Below are 13775 nucleotides of genomic sequence, written 5' to 3' on the forward strand. Positions count from 1 at the left end.
GAAGCAGACAATCTCAGGCACATCCGCACCCTTCTGCTTCGCAGACTCAAATGCCCGAAGCGCCGCCAGCCCGCTCGGACCAGCCCCAATAACGCATACGCGCTCGCTCATAACACGGCTCCTCATCGTTCTCTTATTAGCTTGCGTTCAGATTGCTGCCGCTCGGTGCCGCGCCCGCATTTTTGCGGTGTCTAGGATGGTCTCCGAACGGCACTCCCTCAGTGGAAATCGATGGGGGATCGCAACCATGGCGATCCTTCAACCGAGTCTTGGGATTTTCGCGTGTCTGCCAATTGCCATGGTGGGTTATCCCTTTAGGGATAGGCCGCATCGCCCGATCGCCGCGGTTCTACGCGGATCGTTCCGGAAGCGCCCTCGCGGCTAACCCGAAAGAGGTACGAACTTCGATGAATGCCCCGGGATAGGGGCCCGTGATATTGGTCATCTATCGCAACCGAAGGCCGGGCGGGCAGATGACCACGAGCGAGCAACACATCCTCGAAGTGCACAATCTGGGGCGCAACTTCGGCGGCATCGTCGCCGTCGACGATTTCAGCCTTAAGGTCAGACGGGGCGAAATCCACGGGCTGATCGGGCCCAACGGTGCCGGCAAGACCACCACCTTCAATGTCATCAGCGGCTTCTATCCGCCCTCCAGGGGGCGGATCGTCTATGCGGGCGAGGATATCTCGGGCCGGGCGACAAGCGATCTCGCCAGCCTCGGTCTCATCCGCACCTTCCAGGGCACGACCCTGTTTCATGAGCTGAGCGTGATCGACAATGTCCGCCTCGGCCGTCACCGCAGCGCCAAGGCCAGCTTTCTTCAGCGCGTTCTGGGCACGGACCGCGCCGTGGAGCAGGAGGCCGACGAGAGGGCGCATGAGATCCTCGCCTTTCTCGGCATGGACGGTCTGGCCGAAGAGCTGACCGCCAATCTCTCCCACGGTCACCAGCGGGCCTTAGGCCTCGCCGTGGCGCTGGCCGCCGATCCGCAATTGATGCTGCTCGACGAGCCCTTCACCGGCATGAACCCGGAAGAGACCAAGCGCATGGTCGACCTGGTGAACCGGGTACGAGACGAGCAGGACGTGACCATCGTCCTGATCGAGCACGACATGCAGGCGGTGATGGGGCTGTGCGACCACATCACCGTGATGAATTTCGGCACGCTACTGGCCAGCGGCAGCCCCAAGGAAGTGCGCGCCAATCCGCATGTCATCGAAGCCTATCTGGGGAGCGCAGCCTGATGCTCTTGGAGCTCCGCGACGTTCACGTCCACTACAACAAGGTCGCCGCCCTCAAGGGCATCGACATGGGCATTCCCGATCAGGGCATGGTCACCATCATCGGCGCGAACGGCGCCGGCAAGAGCACGACCTTGCGCGCCATCTCCGGCCTCACCCGGATCAGCAAGGGAGAGATCGTCTTCGACGGCCAGCGCATCGACAAGCTGCCGCCGGAAAAGATCGTCGCTCTGGGGATCGCCCATGTACCGGAAGGCCGCCGCATCTTCCCCGATCTCAGCGTCGAGGAGAATCTGCGCACCGGCGCATTTCTCCGCAAGGATCACGCCGAGATCGAGAAGGATCTGAAGGACGTCTTCAGGCGCTTCCCCCGTCTGGAGGAACGCCGCAGCCAGTGGGGCCGGTCGCTCTCCGGCGGCGAGCAGCAGATGCTCGCCATCGGCCGCGCGCTCATGTCCAGGCCCAAGATGCTGATCCTGGACGAACCCTCCATGGGACTTTCCCCCGTCATGGTCGACGAGATGGCCAGTATCATCCGTGACATCATGGAGCGCGGCGTGCCCGTCGTTCTCGTGGAGCAGAACGCGGAGCTGGCCCTCAAGCTCGCCCGCTTCGCCTATGTACTTGAGACTGGCAATATCGCCCTGGAGGGCCCCGCTAAGGAGCTGCACGACAATGAGCATGTCCGGCGCGCCTATCTCGGAGCGTAAGGCCGAGCGGATGCCTTCACTCTCCGAATCCTGGTCGACCCAGGAGATGATCAATGCCGGCTGGCGCGAGGCCGATCTTCAATGGGAAGAGGCCTCAGCCGCGGTCCTCGATGCGCTCAGCCGGGATAATTACGCCACCGCCGCTGAGCACGCAGGCCGCGCGCTCCAGCTCGCCCGGGAAAATTTCGAGCCCATCGATCCACGGCTCGGCACGAGCCTCGCCAATTACGGTATCTGCCTCGCGATCGAGGGCGACGCGGCCGCACTTCAATCGCTTGTCGACAAGGCCCTGAACACCTGGCGCGGCTCGCAGCCCTGGATCGCCAAGCTCACCGCGCCGCGTTCGGCGCGAAGCTCCATGTTCCATCTTCGTATGGAAGCCCTTCACCGGGAGACCTATCGCGCACGTTGGCGCCAGCGTTGGCAGGAGATCGCCGAGGAGTCCACCGGCCGGCTGCAGCGCCTGAACGACAGGCTCGCGTCGGGCGACCCTGCGTCTCCGCAAGTGCCGGCCGAAACCATGCTCGCCACCTGGATGCGCGAGCGGCCGGCCATGCTCAACGATACCCGCAAGCTTCTCGGTGCCAGCCTCCTGCTTCTCGTCTCCTGAGCTAAGCAAGCAATCGTCGCGGCCGTAGTGCCACGTTATCCTGAGGTGCGCGCGCAGCGCGCCTCGAAGGAGGCGTGGCCGGAACTCGGCGCTCATCCTTCGAGGCTCGACGCTGCACGCCGAGCACCTCAGGATGACGAGTGAACGTGTGGCTAGCGACCGGCCCCACACTCAGCGTCATGCCCGGACTTGATCCGGGCATCCACGCCGTTAGCGCGCAGCGAACTCAGCGGTCACTGGAAGGACGGAGAAAGTTGAGAAGGAACGGCATGGACTGCCGGGTTAAGCCCGGTAATGACGCTCTCTCTCTCTCTCTCTGGATCCGGGCCTGCATCCTTCGAGACGCGCGCTTCGCGCGCCCTTAGGGTGAGGAGCAACCTCTCAAGTCTGCTGCGCTGCTCCTCATGGTGAGGGCATTTGCGCAGCAAATGCGTCTCGAACCATGAGGCCCGGACGAAGCCTACTCCGCAGGCACCTCTTCGGTGCGCGTGGCCTCCCGCCGCTCCTTGCGGCCGGCGAGCCAGGCCTTGGTCTTCGGTACCAGGCTTTCCAGCCCGTCGGGCAGGAACAGGATGGAGGCGATCAGCAGCGCGCCGTAGAGCATCGGCCGCATCTCGTCGACCCCGAGACCGCGCAGGATCACCTCGTTGATAATGGTCAGCGTCACCACGCCGATGATCGGACCGTAGAAGGTCGCCGTGCCGCCGACGATGGCCCAGATGAGAATGTAGACCATCTCCTCCACATCGAACCGGTTGGGTGCGACCGCCCCCACATAGTGGGCATAGAGCGCACCGGCGAGGCCCGCGAAGAACGCAGAGATCACGAAGGCCAGCATCCGGTAGCGGAACGTGTTCACGCCGACGGATTCCGCCAGCCTGTCCTGCCAGTGGATGGCGTGGAAGGTGAGGCCGATGCGCGAGCGCTCGATGCGATAGAGAATGAAGAGCGAGACCGACACCACGATCAGGCAGAGATAGTAGTAGTTCACGGGCTCGAAGAAATCGATGCCGAAGAAGTCCGGCATGGCCGGGATCCGCTTGATGCCCTTGGGTCCGCCGAACAGGAAGGTGAGATCGCTCCACTTCCACATCAGCCGGATCACCTCGCCCGCGGCGAACGAGCCAATCAGGAAATAGAACCCCTTCATGCGGAAGAGCGGGAAGCTGAGCAGGAAGGCCACGAAGCCGGCCACGCTCGCGCCGAGCAGCATGGCGATCGGCACCGGCACCCCGAGCTCCTTGGCGAACAGGGCGGAGCCGTAGGCGCCCACGCCCATGATCACCGCATGGGCCAGGGACCATTCGCCGGTCAGGGTCAGCAGCCGGTAGCTGCACACCAGCAGCACGTTGATCACCAGCATCACCAAGATCTCCTGCTGCGAGAACGACAGGAGAAATGGCAGCACGATCAGAACGGCGGCCAGCACACCGAAGCCGATAAGCCAGCCGATGTTGTTGGAGGTTTTGGTTTCAGGCTTAGGCACGTTCCTTGGCTCCGAACAGTCCGGTTGGCTTTACGATCAGGACCGCCAGCATGAGCAGGAGCCCCACGATGTTGGCGAGCGTCCCGTCATACATCGTGGTGACGAAGGTGTAGACGAAGCCATACAGGATGGCGACGAGCACCGCCCCCTCCAGGGACCCGATACCCCCCACGATGATGATGATGAAGGCGGTCACGATCACCGAGTGGCCCATGAAGGGCGTCGGCGAGACGAGCGGCGCGGTCAGCGCGCCGGCCACGCCGGCAAGCCCCGCACCAATGAACATGGCAATCCGCGCCGTCTGGTTGATCGAGATGCCCTGCAGCGCGGCCGCTTCCCGGTCTTGGGCGCAGGCCCTGAGCGACCAGCCGAACTTGCTCTTGCGCAGGAAGATCCACAGCGCGCCTAAGAGTCCGATGGCGGCAAGGATCACGTAGAGACGCTGATAGGTGAGCACCGCACCATCGAGAAAGACGATTTTGTCCTGGGTGGAGGGCGGCACGTTCTCCATCCGCACGCCGAAGCCGAGCATGGCGGTCGTCTGGAGGATGAGTAGGAAGCCGATCGATGCGATCAGCCCGCCGAGCGGATTATCCCGTAACGGTCTGAACAGGCCCACCTCCATGAGCAGGCCGAGACAGCCCACGAAGATCAGACCGACGACGACGGCGAGGAAGAAGGGGAGGCCCATATCGGCGTAGAGCGCCACCACCGTATAGGCGCCCGCCATATAGAGCTCGCCATGGGCGAAGTTGATGACCCCCATGACGCCGAAGATGAGCACGAAGCCGACCGCGATCAGCGCCATGTAGCTCGCGGCATAGGTTGCGTTCACCACCGTCTGAAAGAACAGCTCGGCTGTCATCGTAAAGCTCCGTCTTGTGCCGGGCGGACGGAGAGCCGCCCGGCGAAACACCAGAATGTCATTCGAAGAAGTGGCGGCCTCTCCCGCTGTCCGGATTGCGCCAGGCGCAATCCGTCTGTGCGCCGGTAGCGGGAGAGGCCAATGGTCATCAGCCTCAGCTGCGCTGATAGTACATCTGGCCGAGCGCCTTCATGTGCTTGATCAGGAGCTCGCTGTGTTTGCCCCACCAGTCGGGGATGGACTTGAAGTCCTGGATTTTCGCCTTGCCGTCCTGGATGGCGACGACCGGCCAAAGACCGACCAGCGCGTTGTCGATGCCGAACAGCTCTTCGCCCCACCAGTCGGCCTCGCCGAAGGCGTGCTTGCCGACGCCGCCTTCCTTCATGGCGGCCAGCACGGCGGTCGGCTCCGTGGTGCCCGCCTTCTTCGCGGCGTCAGCCCAGAGGTCCATGATCGATGCATATTCCCAGGACACGGCGCCCCACTCGCCCGCGCCGTAGCGCTTCAGATATTCCTGATAGAAATCGTTGGGGCGCTTGAAGTTCACATGGGGCTCGTTCAGCTTCGGATCGTCGAAATCCGGGAACTGGAAGATGAAGCCCTCCATGAATTCCTTGGAGGTCTTCTCCACCATCTTCTCGTAGAAATCCGCCGTGCACGAGATCATCTGACCCTTGAAGCCCTGCTGGAAGGCCTGCTCGGTCAGCGGATGCACGTAGTCGGCGTAGCAGGTGTCGAGGCAGATGATGTCCGGCTTCAGCGCCAGCATCTTCGACATTATCGGCGCGAAGTCCGTGGTCGCCGGGTCGAAGAAGATCGGCTCGTCGAGCACCTCGATGCCCGCCGCCTCGAACGCGGCGAGATAGGTCGCCACTGAAGGCTTGCCGAGCGCGTCGTCCTGGGCGCAGATCACCGCGGTCTTCAGATCCGGCTTGTTCTCCGCGAGCCATTCCACGCCGGTCACGTTGTAGATCGGATGCACCTCGCACGGCGCAAGCAGCATGGTGGTTTCGGGCGTCAGATCGCTCGGCAGCAGGGTGGAGACGAGCATCTCCTCCCGTTCGGCAACCGGCGAAGCGCCGGGCCAGGGGTCGCCGCCAAGCATCATGATGAACTTGACCTCGTCCTCCTTGATCAGCTTGACCGCGCCGGCGCGCGCTTTGCTCGGGTCGTATTCGTCGTCGTACGAAACGAACTCGACCTTCATCATCTCGTCGCCGACCTTGATGCCGCCATCGGCGTTCACCCAGTCAGCCCAGATCTTGCAGCCGTCGAGCCCGGGCTTACCCCAGGCGGCGACCTCGCCGGTCAACGGTGCGAGAAAGCCGATCTTGACCGTCTTCTCCGCGCCGAAGGCAATCTTCGGCATGGAGACGCTGGCCATGAGAGCTGCTGCGGCCGTGGTTGACAGAAATTGACGGCGGTCCATGCCGCCCTTACCGAGTTTCCTCACCTTGATCCCTCCCTATCGGACCCGGAGCGCGATTTTCACTGGGCCGGAGGCCGGCACTCCTGTTTTGGACGGCTTGACGGTCGGTTTTGTCGAGCTGCGGGGCGATCGAGTGCCCATCGGCTCTGGCGTCTCTTTCCCGCAAGCGCTGGGTCGTTTACGTCGAACTCCCGTCCCGGTTGGACGCCGAAAACCTCGGGAAACAAGGCAGTTTGCGGTTCGCCGGGCGGCCGAGTGCGACAAGTTCACTCACCTCTTCGACTCTGAGAATCTCCCGGAAAACAACAATCCTCTTCTGGGGGTAACCCGAAGGGGGTACGGGATGAGGTGCCCCGCAGGCGCGTATCGTCAGCCTCGGATTTTCGAGGGGAACGGTGCGGGTTTGGGACGCGTCTGCGCCTATCCCCTTTTACATTGGGCGTCGGTTCGGCGATGCTGAAAGCACCGTAGAAAAACAGCAAACGGCCCGCCTATGCTTTATCAAGACGCTCTTTTGGAGAGGCTCGAATCCGGCCTGCGCAAATCGCTCCCCCAATGGGGTCTGCCGCAGGATGCCAAGGTCTCCCTCCTCGAGATTTCCGAGAACGCGACCTATCTCGCCGAAGATGGAAACGGCGAGAAGACCATCTTCCGCGTTCACCGGCCCGACTATCATACCGAGGAGGAGATACGGTCCGAGCTCGCCTGGGTCGCGGCCCTGCGGGAAGACGGCGTCGTGGAGACACCCCGCACCATCCCGACCGAGGACGGGTCGCCCCTGTCGTCCTTCTCAGACGGTGAAGCGACCCGCTACATCGCCGCCTTCTCCTTCATGTCCGGCAAGGAGCCCGACGCCGAGGACGATCTGGTGAAGTGGTACGGCGAGCTGGGCGAGATCAATGCGCGCCTCCATACCCATGCTCGGGAATGGCAGAAGCCCGAAGGCTTCACTCGCAAGACCTGGAATTTCGACACCATCATCGGCGATGGCGCCCTGTGGGGCGAGTGGTCCGCAGCCCCCGGCCTCACCGAAGAGGGCCATGCGATCCTGGAGAAGACCGCCGCGCTGCTCCGCAAGCAGACCGATGCGTTCGGGGCCGGCGAGGACCGCTTCGGTCTGATCCATTGCGACATGCGCCCGGCCAATCTCCTGGTCGATGGCGACCGTCTCGGCGTGATCGATTTCGACGATTGCGGCTTCTCCTGGTACGCCTACGACTTCGCCGCCGCGGTAAGTTTCCTGGAGCACGAGCCCTATCTGCCCGATCTCATGGCGGCCTGGGTCGAGGGCTACCGCAAGCAGGCCCCGCTTTCCGACGAGATCGCCGCGGCGCTTCCCATGTTCGTTATGCTCCGGCGAATGCAGCTCACCGCCTGGATCGCCTCTCATGGGGAAACGGAGACCGCCAAGTCCATGGGCGTGCCCTATACGGAAGGAAGTGTCGCTCTCGGTGAGACCTATCTCGCCGAGAACGGCTGAGGCTGAAGACAATGCCCGATACGAAGCAGATTCTGGCGCTCAATCGCTTCGATGCCGAAGACAGCGGATCCCTCGATCCGGCGCTTGCCGATCTCGTCCAACGGCGCGAGGCGACCTTCGGCGCGTCCTCCGTGCTGTTCTATCAGGAACCGCTCCACATCGTCCGGGCCGAAGGCGTCTTCATGTACGACGCCGACGGCAACCGCTATCTCGACACCTATAACAACGTGGTCCAGGTCGGCCATTGCCATCCTCGGGTGGTCGAGGCCATCGCGAAGCAGGCGGCGACCCTCAACACCAACACCCGCTATCTCTACGACAACATCCACGAATACGCCGAGCGGCTGCTGGAGACCTATCCGGCCTCGCTCTCCAATGTCGTGTTCACCTGCACCGGAAGCGAAGCCAACGACATCGCGCTTCGGCTGGCGAAGCTCTTTACCGGCGGACGGGGCTTCGTGGTCACCGAGAACGCCTATCACGGCAACACCGCCGCGGTGTCCGAGGTCTCACCCGCCTCGTTCAAGGGCCGCGCCCTGCCGCCCCATGTGCGCGCGCTGCCGGCGCCAGATCCCTATCGGGACCCCACCGACGAATTAGGCGAGCGCTTCGCCGACCAGATCGAGGAAGCCATCGGCGAGCTGGAGGAAGAGGGCATTCCCTTCGCCGGTTTCATCGCCGACTCCATCTTCTCAAGCGACGGCATCTATGCCGATCCGCCGGGCTTTCTGGAGCACGCCATCGAGGTCGTGCACAACGCCGGCGGGCTCTTCATCGGCGATGAGGTCCAGCCAGGCTTCGGCCGCACGGGCTCCCATATGTGGGGCTTCCAGCGCCACGGCCTAACGCCCGATATCGTCACCATGGGCAAACCCATGGGGAACGGCTTTCCTGTGGCCGGCGTCGTCACCCGGCCGGAGATCCTTCAGCCCTTCTGCGATGAGACCGGCTACTTCAACACCTTCGGCGGTAACCCGGTCGCCGCGGCGGCGGGCCTCGCCGTTCTCGATGTGCTGGAGGAGGAGGGCCTGCTGGAAAACGCCGAGAAGATCGGCAGCTATTTCCGCCAGGCCCTGGACGCCATGCAGCAGCTCAACCCGTGCATCGGCGATGTCCGCGGCGCCGGATTGTTCATCGGCATTGAGTTCAGCAAGCCCGGCACCACCGATCCCGATCCCGCCATGGCGACCGCCGTGATCAATGCCATGAAGGAGGAGGGGGTGCTGATCGGGGCTGCCGGCGCCGACGGCAACATCCTGAAGCTCCGCCCGCCGCTCTGCCTCGAAACCGAACATGTCGACTTCTTCCTGGAGAGCCTCTTCGACGTCCTGCAAAGGCAATCGTCATGAGCGGGCGAACGTCATAAGGGACAATCGGCATTAGGAGAATGTCATGACACCAAAGGTCATCTTCTTCGACGTCAACGAGACCCTGATCGATCTCGCAAGCATGCGCCGCTCCGTGGCCGACTCTCTCGGCGGCCGGGACGATCTCCTGCCGCTCTGGTTTTCCACCATGCTGCATCACTCGCTGGTGGAAAGCGCGACCGGCCACTTCCATCCCTTCGGTGAGGTCGGGGTCGCGGCCCTGATCATGGTGGCGGAATCCAACGGCATCCATCTCACTCAGCCCGACGCGGAGGCCGCCATCTCCGAGCCCTTCGCGTCGATGCCGCCCCATGCCGATGTTCGTCCCGGCCTGGAAGCGTTGAAGAAGGAGGGCTTCATCCTGGCGACCCTGACCAATTCGTCGGACGCCATGGTCGCCCGCCAGCTCCAGAACGCCGGGTTGTCCGATCTCTTCGACCGGCTGCTGACCGTGGAGAGCCTACAGATCTACAAGCCCAACCGCGCCGTCTACGACTGGGCGCTGGATCAGATGGATGTCGATCCGGAAGAAGCCATGATGGTGGCAGCCCATGGCTGGGACATCGCCGGCATCAAGACCGCGCGCATGCACGGCGTCTTCGTCGCACGGCCGGGCCAGGCGCTCTATCCCCTGGCCCCGCCACCCGATCTCGTGGTGAAGGATCTCGTCGAGCTGAGCGAGATCATGGTCTCCCGCGCGAGCTGAGCGCTAGCTATCCATTTCGTCGAGGGCTTCCGGCGACTCCGGCAGCACCTGACCGCCATCGACCACGATGGTCTGCCCCGTCACATAGGACGCCTCGTCGGACGCGAAATAGAGCGCTGCATTGGCGATATCGGCCACGTCGCCCAGCTCGTGCAGCGGGATCGCGGCCTTCATGCCTTCCAGATACTCCTCGCCCGTGTCGGCCAGGCCTTCCGTCATGATGTTGCCCGGCAACACGGCGTTGACCGTGATCTTGTTCGGCGCAAGCTCGATCGCTGCGGTCTTCATGAAGCCGAGCTGTCCCGCCTTGCTCGCCCCGTAATGGGACCAGCCGGGAAAGCCCGTGATCGGTCCGGTGATCGACGAGGTGATGACGATGCGGCCGCTCTTCTTTTGCTTCAGATAGGGCAGGACCGCGGAGACGCACAGGAAGGTGCTCTTCAAATTCGTGTCCATCACGAAGTCGAAATCCTGTGGCGTCATCTCGCCCAGCTTGGCCGACGGGAAGATGCCCGCATTGGCGCAGAGGATATCGATGCCGCCGTAGCGGTCGGCGGCGGCCTTGGCCATGGCCTCGCAGGCGTCCGGATCGCTCACATCGGCCTGGAAGCCCGAGGCATGATCGCCGATTTCCTTGGCGACCTTCTCCGCTTCTTCCAGATGGCGCGAGACGACCAGCACATTGATGCCGGCCTCGCCGAAGCGCTTGGCGATGCCGCGCCCGATTCCCTTGCTGCCGCCCGTGACGATGGCCGTGCGGCCTTCCAAAGATTTGAACATTTTTCTTTCTTGTCCCAGCTCGTGTTCCGACGGCCTCAAGACTGCGGCACCAGCGTTGCACTGTAAAGGCGGCACCCCCGGCAAAACCGCGCGACGCGACGGCGCGGGCAGGGGCGGCTATTTGACGTCGCCGCAATCCTCGCCGAGCCAAGTCCCTTCCGACTTGTGCGTCATCGCGATGGGTTGTCCCGCACGCGAGCCATTGAACTGCATGTTGCCCGTGTAATGAGTCTCGCTATCGAACACGTAGTCGATGTGTCCTGTTCCCTGGATCTCTCCCGTGCAGACCAGATCGGCGCTCATCCGATCTTCGCTCATCTGACGGTTCTCCATGGTGCAATCGCCCATATCTTCCGGCTTCGGCATCTTCTGATTGGCGAGTTCCTCTTCCGTCAGACACGTCTTGATGGTGGTGGTCTGCGGCTTTGAAAAGTCGGGGATCTCGATCCCCATGGCTTTGAGCTGGGCCATCTTGTCGGCCGGGATCGAGGGCATCTTCGGCATGCCGGCTCCGCCGATGGTCATGGTGGTCTTCTGTTCCCACAGGCCCGGCCGGCCGTCGGCCAAGGCGGATTGTGCCGAGAGGGCGGCGGCGCAAAGCGCGGCCGAAACGGTCCAGATTGCACGCATCGTATCTCTCCCTTGAACAATGATCGGCTTGCAAAGCTTCGCGAGCAGTTTGCGGTCTGGCGGTGTAAAGGTGAACCCCCCACTGCCATTCCGCCCGACCATGGACACTTCGCTTAGCGGACGCCCGTGCTATAGTCGCCGTCGCTCGAAAGGCCTGAAAAACAAGGGTTTCAGAGTAGGAATTTGTTGCCGCATGTCTCACGGAGCGCCGAGGGGATAGAAGCCCTTCACGGCCTTCTGAGAGAGGATAGAGCGGTATGGAAACGTCGAAGGGAAACACGCCCTCGTTCGGTCTTCAGGCGAAGCGTGTTGGCATCGGAGCCCTCGTCATGCTCGGGCTTATGGGCGCCTATCTCGGCATGCTCGAATTGTCGGGCAATTTCCGCGCCGTCATCCCTGGCGAGCTTTATCGCTCGGGACAGCCGACCGCTGCCGCCATTGCGCGCTATCGCGCAGCTCATGGGATCAAGACCATTATCAATCTCCGCGGCGAGAATGCAGGCCGCGACTGGTACGATACAGAGCTCGCGGAGTCGGAGAAGCTGGGCATCACTCATCTGAACTTCCGCATGTCGGCGAAGCATGAGCTCTCGCAAGCGAAAGCCGCGGAGCTTATCGACATGATGGCCGCGGCCGAGAAGCCGCTCCTGATCCATTGCTCTTCCGGCGCCGACCGCACAGGTCTCGCCTCCGCGCTCTACGTTGCCGCGGTCGCCAAGCTCGGCGAGATCCGCGCCGAGGACCAGCTCACCCCGGTCTACGGTCATATCCCGCTGCCATTCCTGAACATCTACGCAATGGACGACACCTTTGAGAAGCTTGAGCCCTGGCTCGGCTTCCCGGATTCATAAGAGGATCATGAAAGGGCTGGAGAATGACGGTGGAAACGGGAGGCGATCCGGCTTTGCTCGAAGACGATCCCAAAAGGCGCGGCGAGACGGCTGTCCAGGACAAGGGCTGGACTTATGTCTGGGACCCGTTCGTGCGTGTCTTTCACTGGGCGACGGTGCTGCTCTTCGCGGTCGCCTATATCACCGGCGACGAAATCATGGTCGTCCATGTCTGGGCCGGCTATGCCATCGCGACCCTCGTGACCTTGCGGGTGATCTGGGGCTTCGTCGGACCGGAGCACGCCCGGTTCAGCGACTTCATCTACAAGCCCTCGACAGTCCTCCGGTATTTCTCCGACCTGCTCCGCCGCAAGGCAGAGCGGCATCTCGGTCACAGCCCCGCAGGCGGTGTCATGATCGTCGCCCTGCTGATCGGCCTCGCCGTCACCTGCGGCAGCGGCGCCGTGCAATATGCGCTTGAAGATGGCGCCGGCCCCTTGAGCCTTGTCCTCACCCAGGTGCCGAAAGGGCAGCACAGCACCCTCCTTGCGCTCACCCACGAGACCCACGAGCTCGTGGCCAATCTCACCCTGGCCCTGGCGGTGGTGCATCTCTCCGCCGTGCTCTTTGCGAGCTACGCCTATCGGGAGAACCTCATCCGCGCGATGGTCTCAGGCTACAAGCGGCCGAACTAGGCTGCGTTCGCGCACCTCTCCGAAGGATCTGCACCGGGCTGCGGCCATGTCGCCTGCCGAGTCACGTTCAAATCCGGACATTTGCTTCCCATGTGAATCGGATATTGCCGCTGGTCTCGAGCCTGCCTTGGGGCCGTCATTGACGAGGAGGAAAACGCAATGGGCCGAGTAGATGGGAAAGTCGTTTTGGTCACCGGCGGGGCTGTGGGCCTCGGCAAGGCCATGGCCGAAATGATGGCGCGCGAAGGCGCCAAGGTCGTCATCACCGATATCAAGGACGAAGAGGGTAAGGCCGCCGCGGAAGGCATTCCGGATGCGCTCTATCTCCATCACGACGTCTCCAAGGAAGACGAGTGGGAAGACGTCATCGCCAAGACGGTCGAGAAGTTCGGCCGCCTCGACTGCCTGGTGAACAATGCTGGCGTCGCCATGGAAGGCGCTCCCGAAGACACCACCCTGGAGCAGTGGCGCTGGCTCATGGGCATCAATCTGGACGGCGTGTTCCTCGGCACGAAGCACGCCATCCGCGCCATGAAGAAGAACGACCCGAAAGGCGGCTCGATCATCAACCTCTCGTCTATCGAGGGGATTATCGGTGATCCCGGGCTCAGTACCTACAACGCCTCTAAGGGCGGGGTCCGGCTGCACACCAAGGCGGTCGCGCTCTACTGCGCCAAGAACAAGCTGAACATCCGGGTGAACTCCATCCACCCCGGTTATATCTGGACGCCAATGGTGGAGAAGCTGATGGCCGAGACCGTCGGCGTCGAAGAGGGACGCAAGCAGCTCGACTCCATGCACCCGATCGGCCATGTGGGCGAGCCCGACGACATCGCCTATGGCGCGCTCTATCTCGCCTCCGACGAAGCGAAGTTCGTCACCGGCGCCGAGCTCGTCATCGATGGCGGCTATACGGCCCAGTAGAAAAGCGGATTTCGAACCC

Annotated in this window: 14 protein-coding genes; 9 read left to right on the forward strand and 5 right to left on the reverse strand. The window is 62.9% G+C overall.

The features are described from left to right. Positions 1-473: 473 nt before the first annotated feature. The 3 genes from ACFQ2F_RS13015 to ACFQ2F_RS13025 are packed head-to-tail and all read left to right on the forward strand — an operon-like array spanning position 474 to position 2564. Positions 474-1247 (forward strand): ABC transporter ATP-binding protein, encoded by a 774-nt coding sequence (locus ACFQ2F_RS13015; protein WP_379090741.1) that lies wholly within the window; start codon positions 474-476, stop codon positions 1245-1247. Then, a complete protein-coding gene (locus ACFQ2F_RS13020) occupies positions 1247-1954 on the forward strand; it encodes an ABC transporter ATP-binding protein (protein ID WP_379090744.1) in 708 nt (235 codons plus the stop codon). The genes ACFQ2F_RS13015 and ACFQ2F_RS13020 overlap by 1 nt, the downstream gene beginning before the upstream one ends. Next, positions 1920-2564, forward strand: a complete 645-nt coding sequence (locus tag ACFQ2F_RS13025) for a hypothetical protein (protein WP_379090746.1) — start codon at positions 1920-1922, stop codon at positions 2562-2564. Before ACFQ2F_RS13020 ends, ACFQ2F_RS13025 begins: the two co-directional genes overlap by 35 nt. A 460-nt stretch (positions 2565-3024) precedes the next feature. Here the strand turns inward: ACFQ2F_RS13025 and ACFQ2F_RS13030 are convergent, their stop codons facing one another. From ACFQ2F_RS13030 to ACFQ2F_RS13040, 3 genes are all read right to left on the reverse strand, one after another. Next, positions 3025-4050: a branched-chain amino acid ABC transporter permease gene (locus tag ACFQ2F_RS13030; RefSeq protein ID WP_379090748.1), complete on the reverse strand. Its 1026-nt coding sequence runs from the start codon at positions 4048-4050 to the stop codon at positions 3025-3027. After that, complete coding sequence (locus ACFQ2F_RS13035) at positions 4043-4915, reverse strand: branched-chain amino acid ABC transporter permease (RefSeq protein WP_379090752.1); 873 nt, start codon at positions 4913-4915, stop codon at positions 4043-4045. The genes ACFQ2F_RS13030 and ACFQ2F_RS13035 overlap by 8 nt, the downstream gene beginning before the upstream one ends. 154 nt (positions 4916-5069) lie before the next feature. Next, entirely contained in the window at positions 5070-6368 is a 1299-nt protein-coding gene (locus ACFQ2F_RS13040) for an ABC transporter substrate-binding protein (protein WP_379090755.1), read from the reverse strand. 469 nt (positions 6369-6837) lie between these two features. Here ACFQ2F_RS13040 and ACFQ2F_RS13045 point away from each other — a divergent pair, with 469 nt between their 5' ends. From ACFQ2F_RS13045 to ACFQ2F_RS13055, 3 genes are read left to right on the forward strand one after another with little or no spacing between them, the layout of a single operon-like run. Beyond that, the gene (locus ACFQ2F_RS13045; protein ID WP_379090758.1) at positions 6838-7824 is read left to right on the forward strand and encodes a phosphotransferase enzyme family protein; all 987 of its coding nucleotides are present in this window, start codon (positions 6838-6840) and stop codon (positions 7822-7824) included. A gap of 11 nt (positions 7825-7835) precedes the next feature. Then, on the forward strand, positions 7836-9173 hold the full coding sequence (locus tag ACFQ2F_RS13050) for an aspartate aminotransferase family protein (protein ID WP_379090759.1): 1338 nt from the start codon (positions 7836-7838) through the stop codon (positions 9171-9173). A gap of 43 nt (positions 9174-9216) precedes the next feature. Further along, positions 9217-9897 (forward strand): haloacid dehalogenase type II, encoded by a 681-nt coding sequence (locus ACFQ2F_RS13055; RefSeq protein ID WP_379090761.1) that lies wholly within the window; start codon positions 9217-9219, stop codon positions 9895-9897. 3 nt (positions 9898-9900) lie between these two features. Here the strand turns inward: ACFQ2F_RS13055 and fabG are convergent, their stop codons facing one another. After that, positions 9901-10677: a 3-oxoacyl-ACP reductase FabG gene (gene fabG / locus ACFQ2F_RS13060; RefSeq protein ID WP_379090762.1), complete on the reverse strand. Its 777-nt coding sequence runs from the start codon at positions 10675-10677 to the stop codon at positions 9901-9903. Positions 10678-10794: 117 nt separating this feature from the next. Next, positions 10795-11307, reverse strand: a complete 513-nt coding sequence (locus ACFQ2F_RS13065; protein WP_379090763.1) for a DUF3617 domain-containing protein — start codon at positions 11305-11307, stop codon at positions 10795-10797. A gap of 257 nt (positions 11308-11564) precedes the next feature. Between ACFQ2F_RS13065 and ACFQ2F_RS13070 the strand changes: the two genes are divergently transcribed. The 3 genes from ACFQ2F_RS13070 (at position 11565) to ACFQ2F_RS13080 (ending at position 13756) form a co-directional block, all read left to right on the forward strand. Beyond that, positions 11565-12158, forward strand: a complete 594-nt coding sequence (locus tag ACFQ2F_RS13070; RefSeq protein WP_379090765.1) for a tyrosine-protein phosphatase — start codon at positions 11565-11567, stop codon at positions 12156-12158. A 23-nt stretch (positions 12159-12181) separates the two neighbouring features. Then, positions 12182-12832 (forward strand): cytochrome b/b6 domain-containing protein, encoded by a 651-nt coding sequence (locus ACFQ2F_RS13075; RefSeq protein ID WP_379090766.1) that lies wholly within the window; start codon positions 12182-12184, stop codon positions 12830-12832. Between the two features lie 159 nt (positions 12833-12991). Next, positions 12992-13756 (forward strand): glucose 1-dehydrogenase, encoded by a 765-nt coding sequence (locus ACFQ2F_RS13080; RefSeq protein WP_379090767.1) that lies wholly within the window; start codon positions 12992-12994, stop codon positions 13754-13756. Positions 13757-13775 lie beyond the last annotated feature (19 nt).

This window comes from Methyloligella solikamskensis (genome assembly GCF_042676065.1).
Classification (GTDB): Bacteria; Pseudomonadota; Alphaproteobacteria; order Rhizobiales; family Methyloligellaceae; genus Methyloligella; species Methyloligella solikamskensis.

What these genes read in the sequence shown, in the direction of transcription:
- ACFQ2F_RS13070 (WP_379090765.1), top strand. Translation starts at nt 11,565, where the DNA reads ATGGAAACGTCGAAGGGAAACACGCCCTCGTTCGGTCTTCAGGCGAAG.
- ACFQ2F_RS13045 (WP_379090758.1), top strand. Translation starts at nt 6,838, where the DNA reads ATGCTTTATCAAGACGCTCTTTTGGAGAGGCTCGAATCCGGCCTGCGC.
- ACFQ2F_RS13080 (WP_379090767.1), top strand. Translation starts at nt 12,992, where the DNA reads ATGGGCCGAGTAGATGGGAAAGTCGTTTTGGTCACCGGCGGGGCTGTG.
- ACFQ2F_RS13015 (WP_379090741.1), top strand. Translation starts at nt 474, where the DNA reads ATGACCACGAGCGAGCAACACATCCTCGAAGTGCACAATCTGGGGCGC.
- ACFQ2F_RS13035 (WP_379090752.1), bottom strand. Translation starts at nt 4,915, where the DNA reads ATGACAGCCGAGCTGTTCTTTCAGACGGTGGTGAACGCAACCTATGCC.
- ACFQ2F_RS13050 (WP_379090759.1), top strand. Translation starts at nt 7,836, where the DNA reads ATGCCCGATACGAAGCAGATTCTGGCGCTCAATCGCTTCGATGCCGAA.
- ACFQ2F_RS13065 (WP_379090763.1), bottom strand. Translation starts at nt 11,307, where the DNA reads ATGCGTGCAATCTGGACCGTTTCGGCCGCGCTTTGCGCCGCCGCCCTC.
- ACFQ2F_RS13020 (WP_379090744.1), top strand. Translation starts at nt 1,247, where the DNA reads ATGCTCTTGGAGCTCCGCGACGTTCACGTCCACTACAACAAGGTCGCC.
- ACFQ2F_RS13055 (WP_379090761.1), top strand. Translation starts at nt 9,217, where the DNA reads ATGACACCAAAGGTCATCTTCTTCGACGTCAACGAGACCCTGATCGAT.
- ACFQ2F_RS13025 (WP_379090746.1), top strand. Translation starts at nt 1,920, where the DNA reads ATGAGCATGTCCGGCGCGCCTATCTCGGAGCGTAAGGCCGAGCGGATG.
- fabG (WP_379090762.1), bottom strand. Translation starts at nt 10,677, where the DNA reads ATGTTCAAATCTTTGGAAGGCCGCACGGCCATCGTCACGGGCGGCAGC.
- ACFQ2F_RS13075 (WP_379090766.1), top strand. Translation starts at nt 12,182, where the DNA reads ATGACGGTGGAAACGGGAGGCGATCCGGCTTTGCTCGAAGACGATCCC.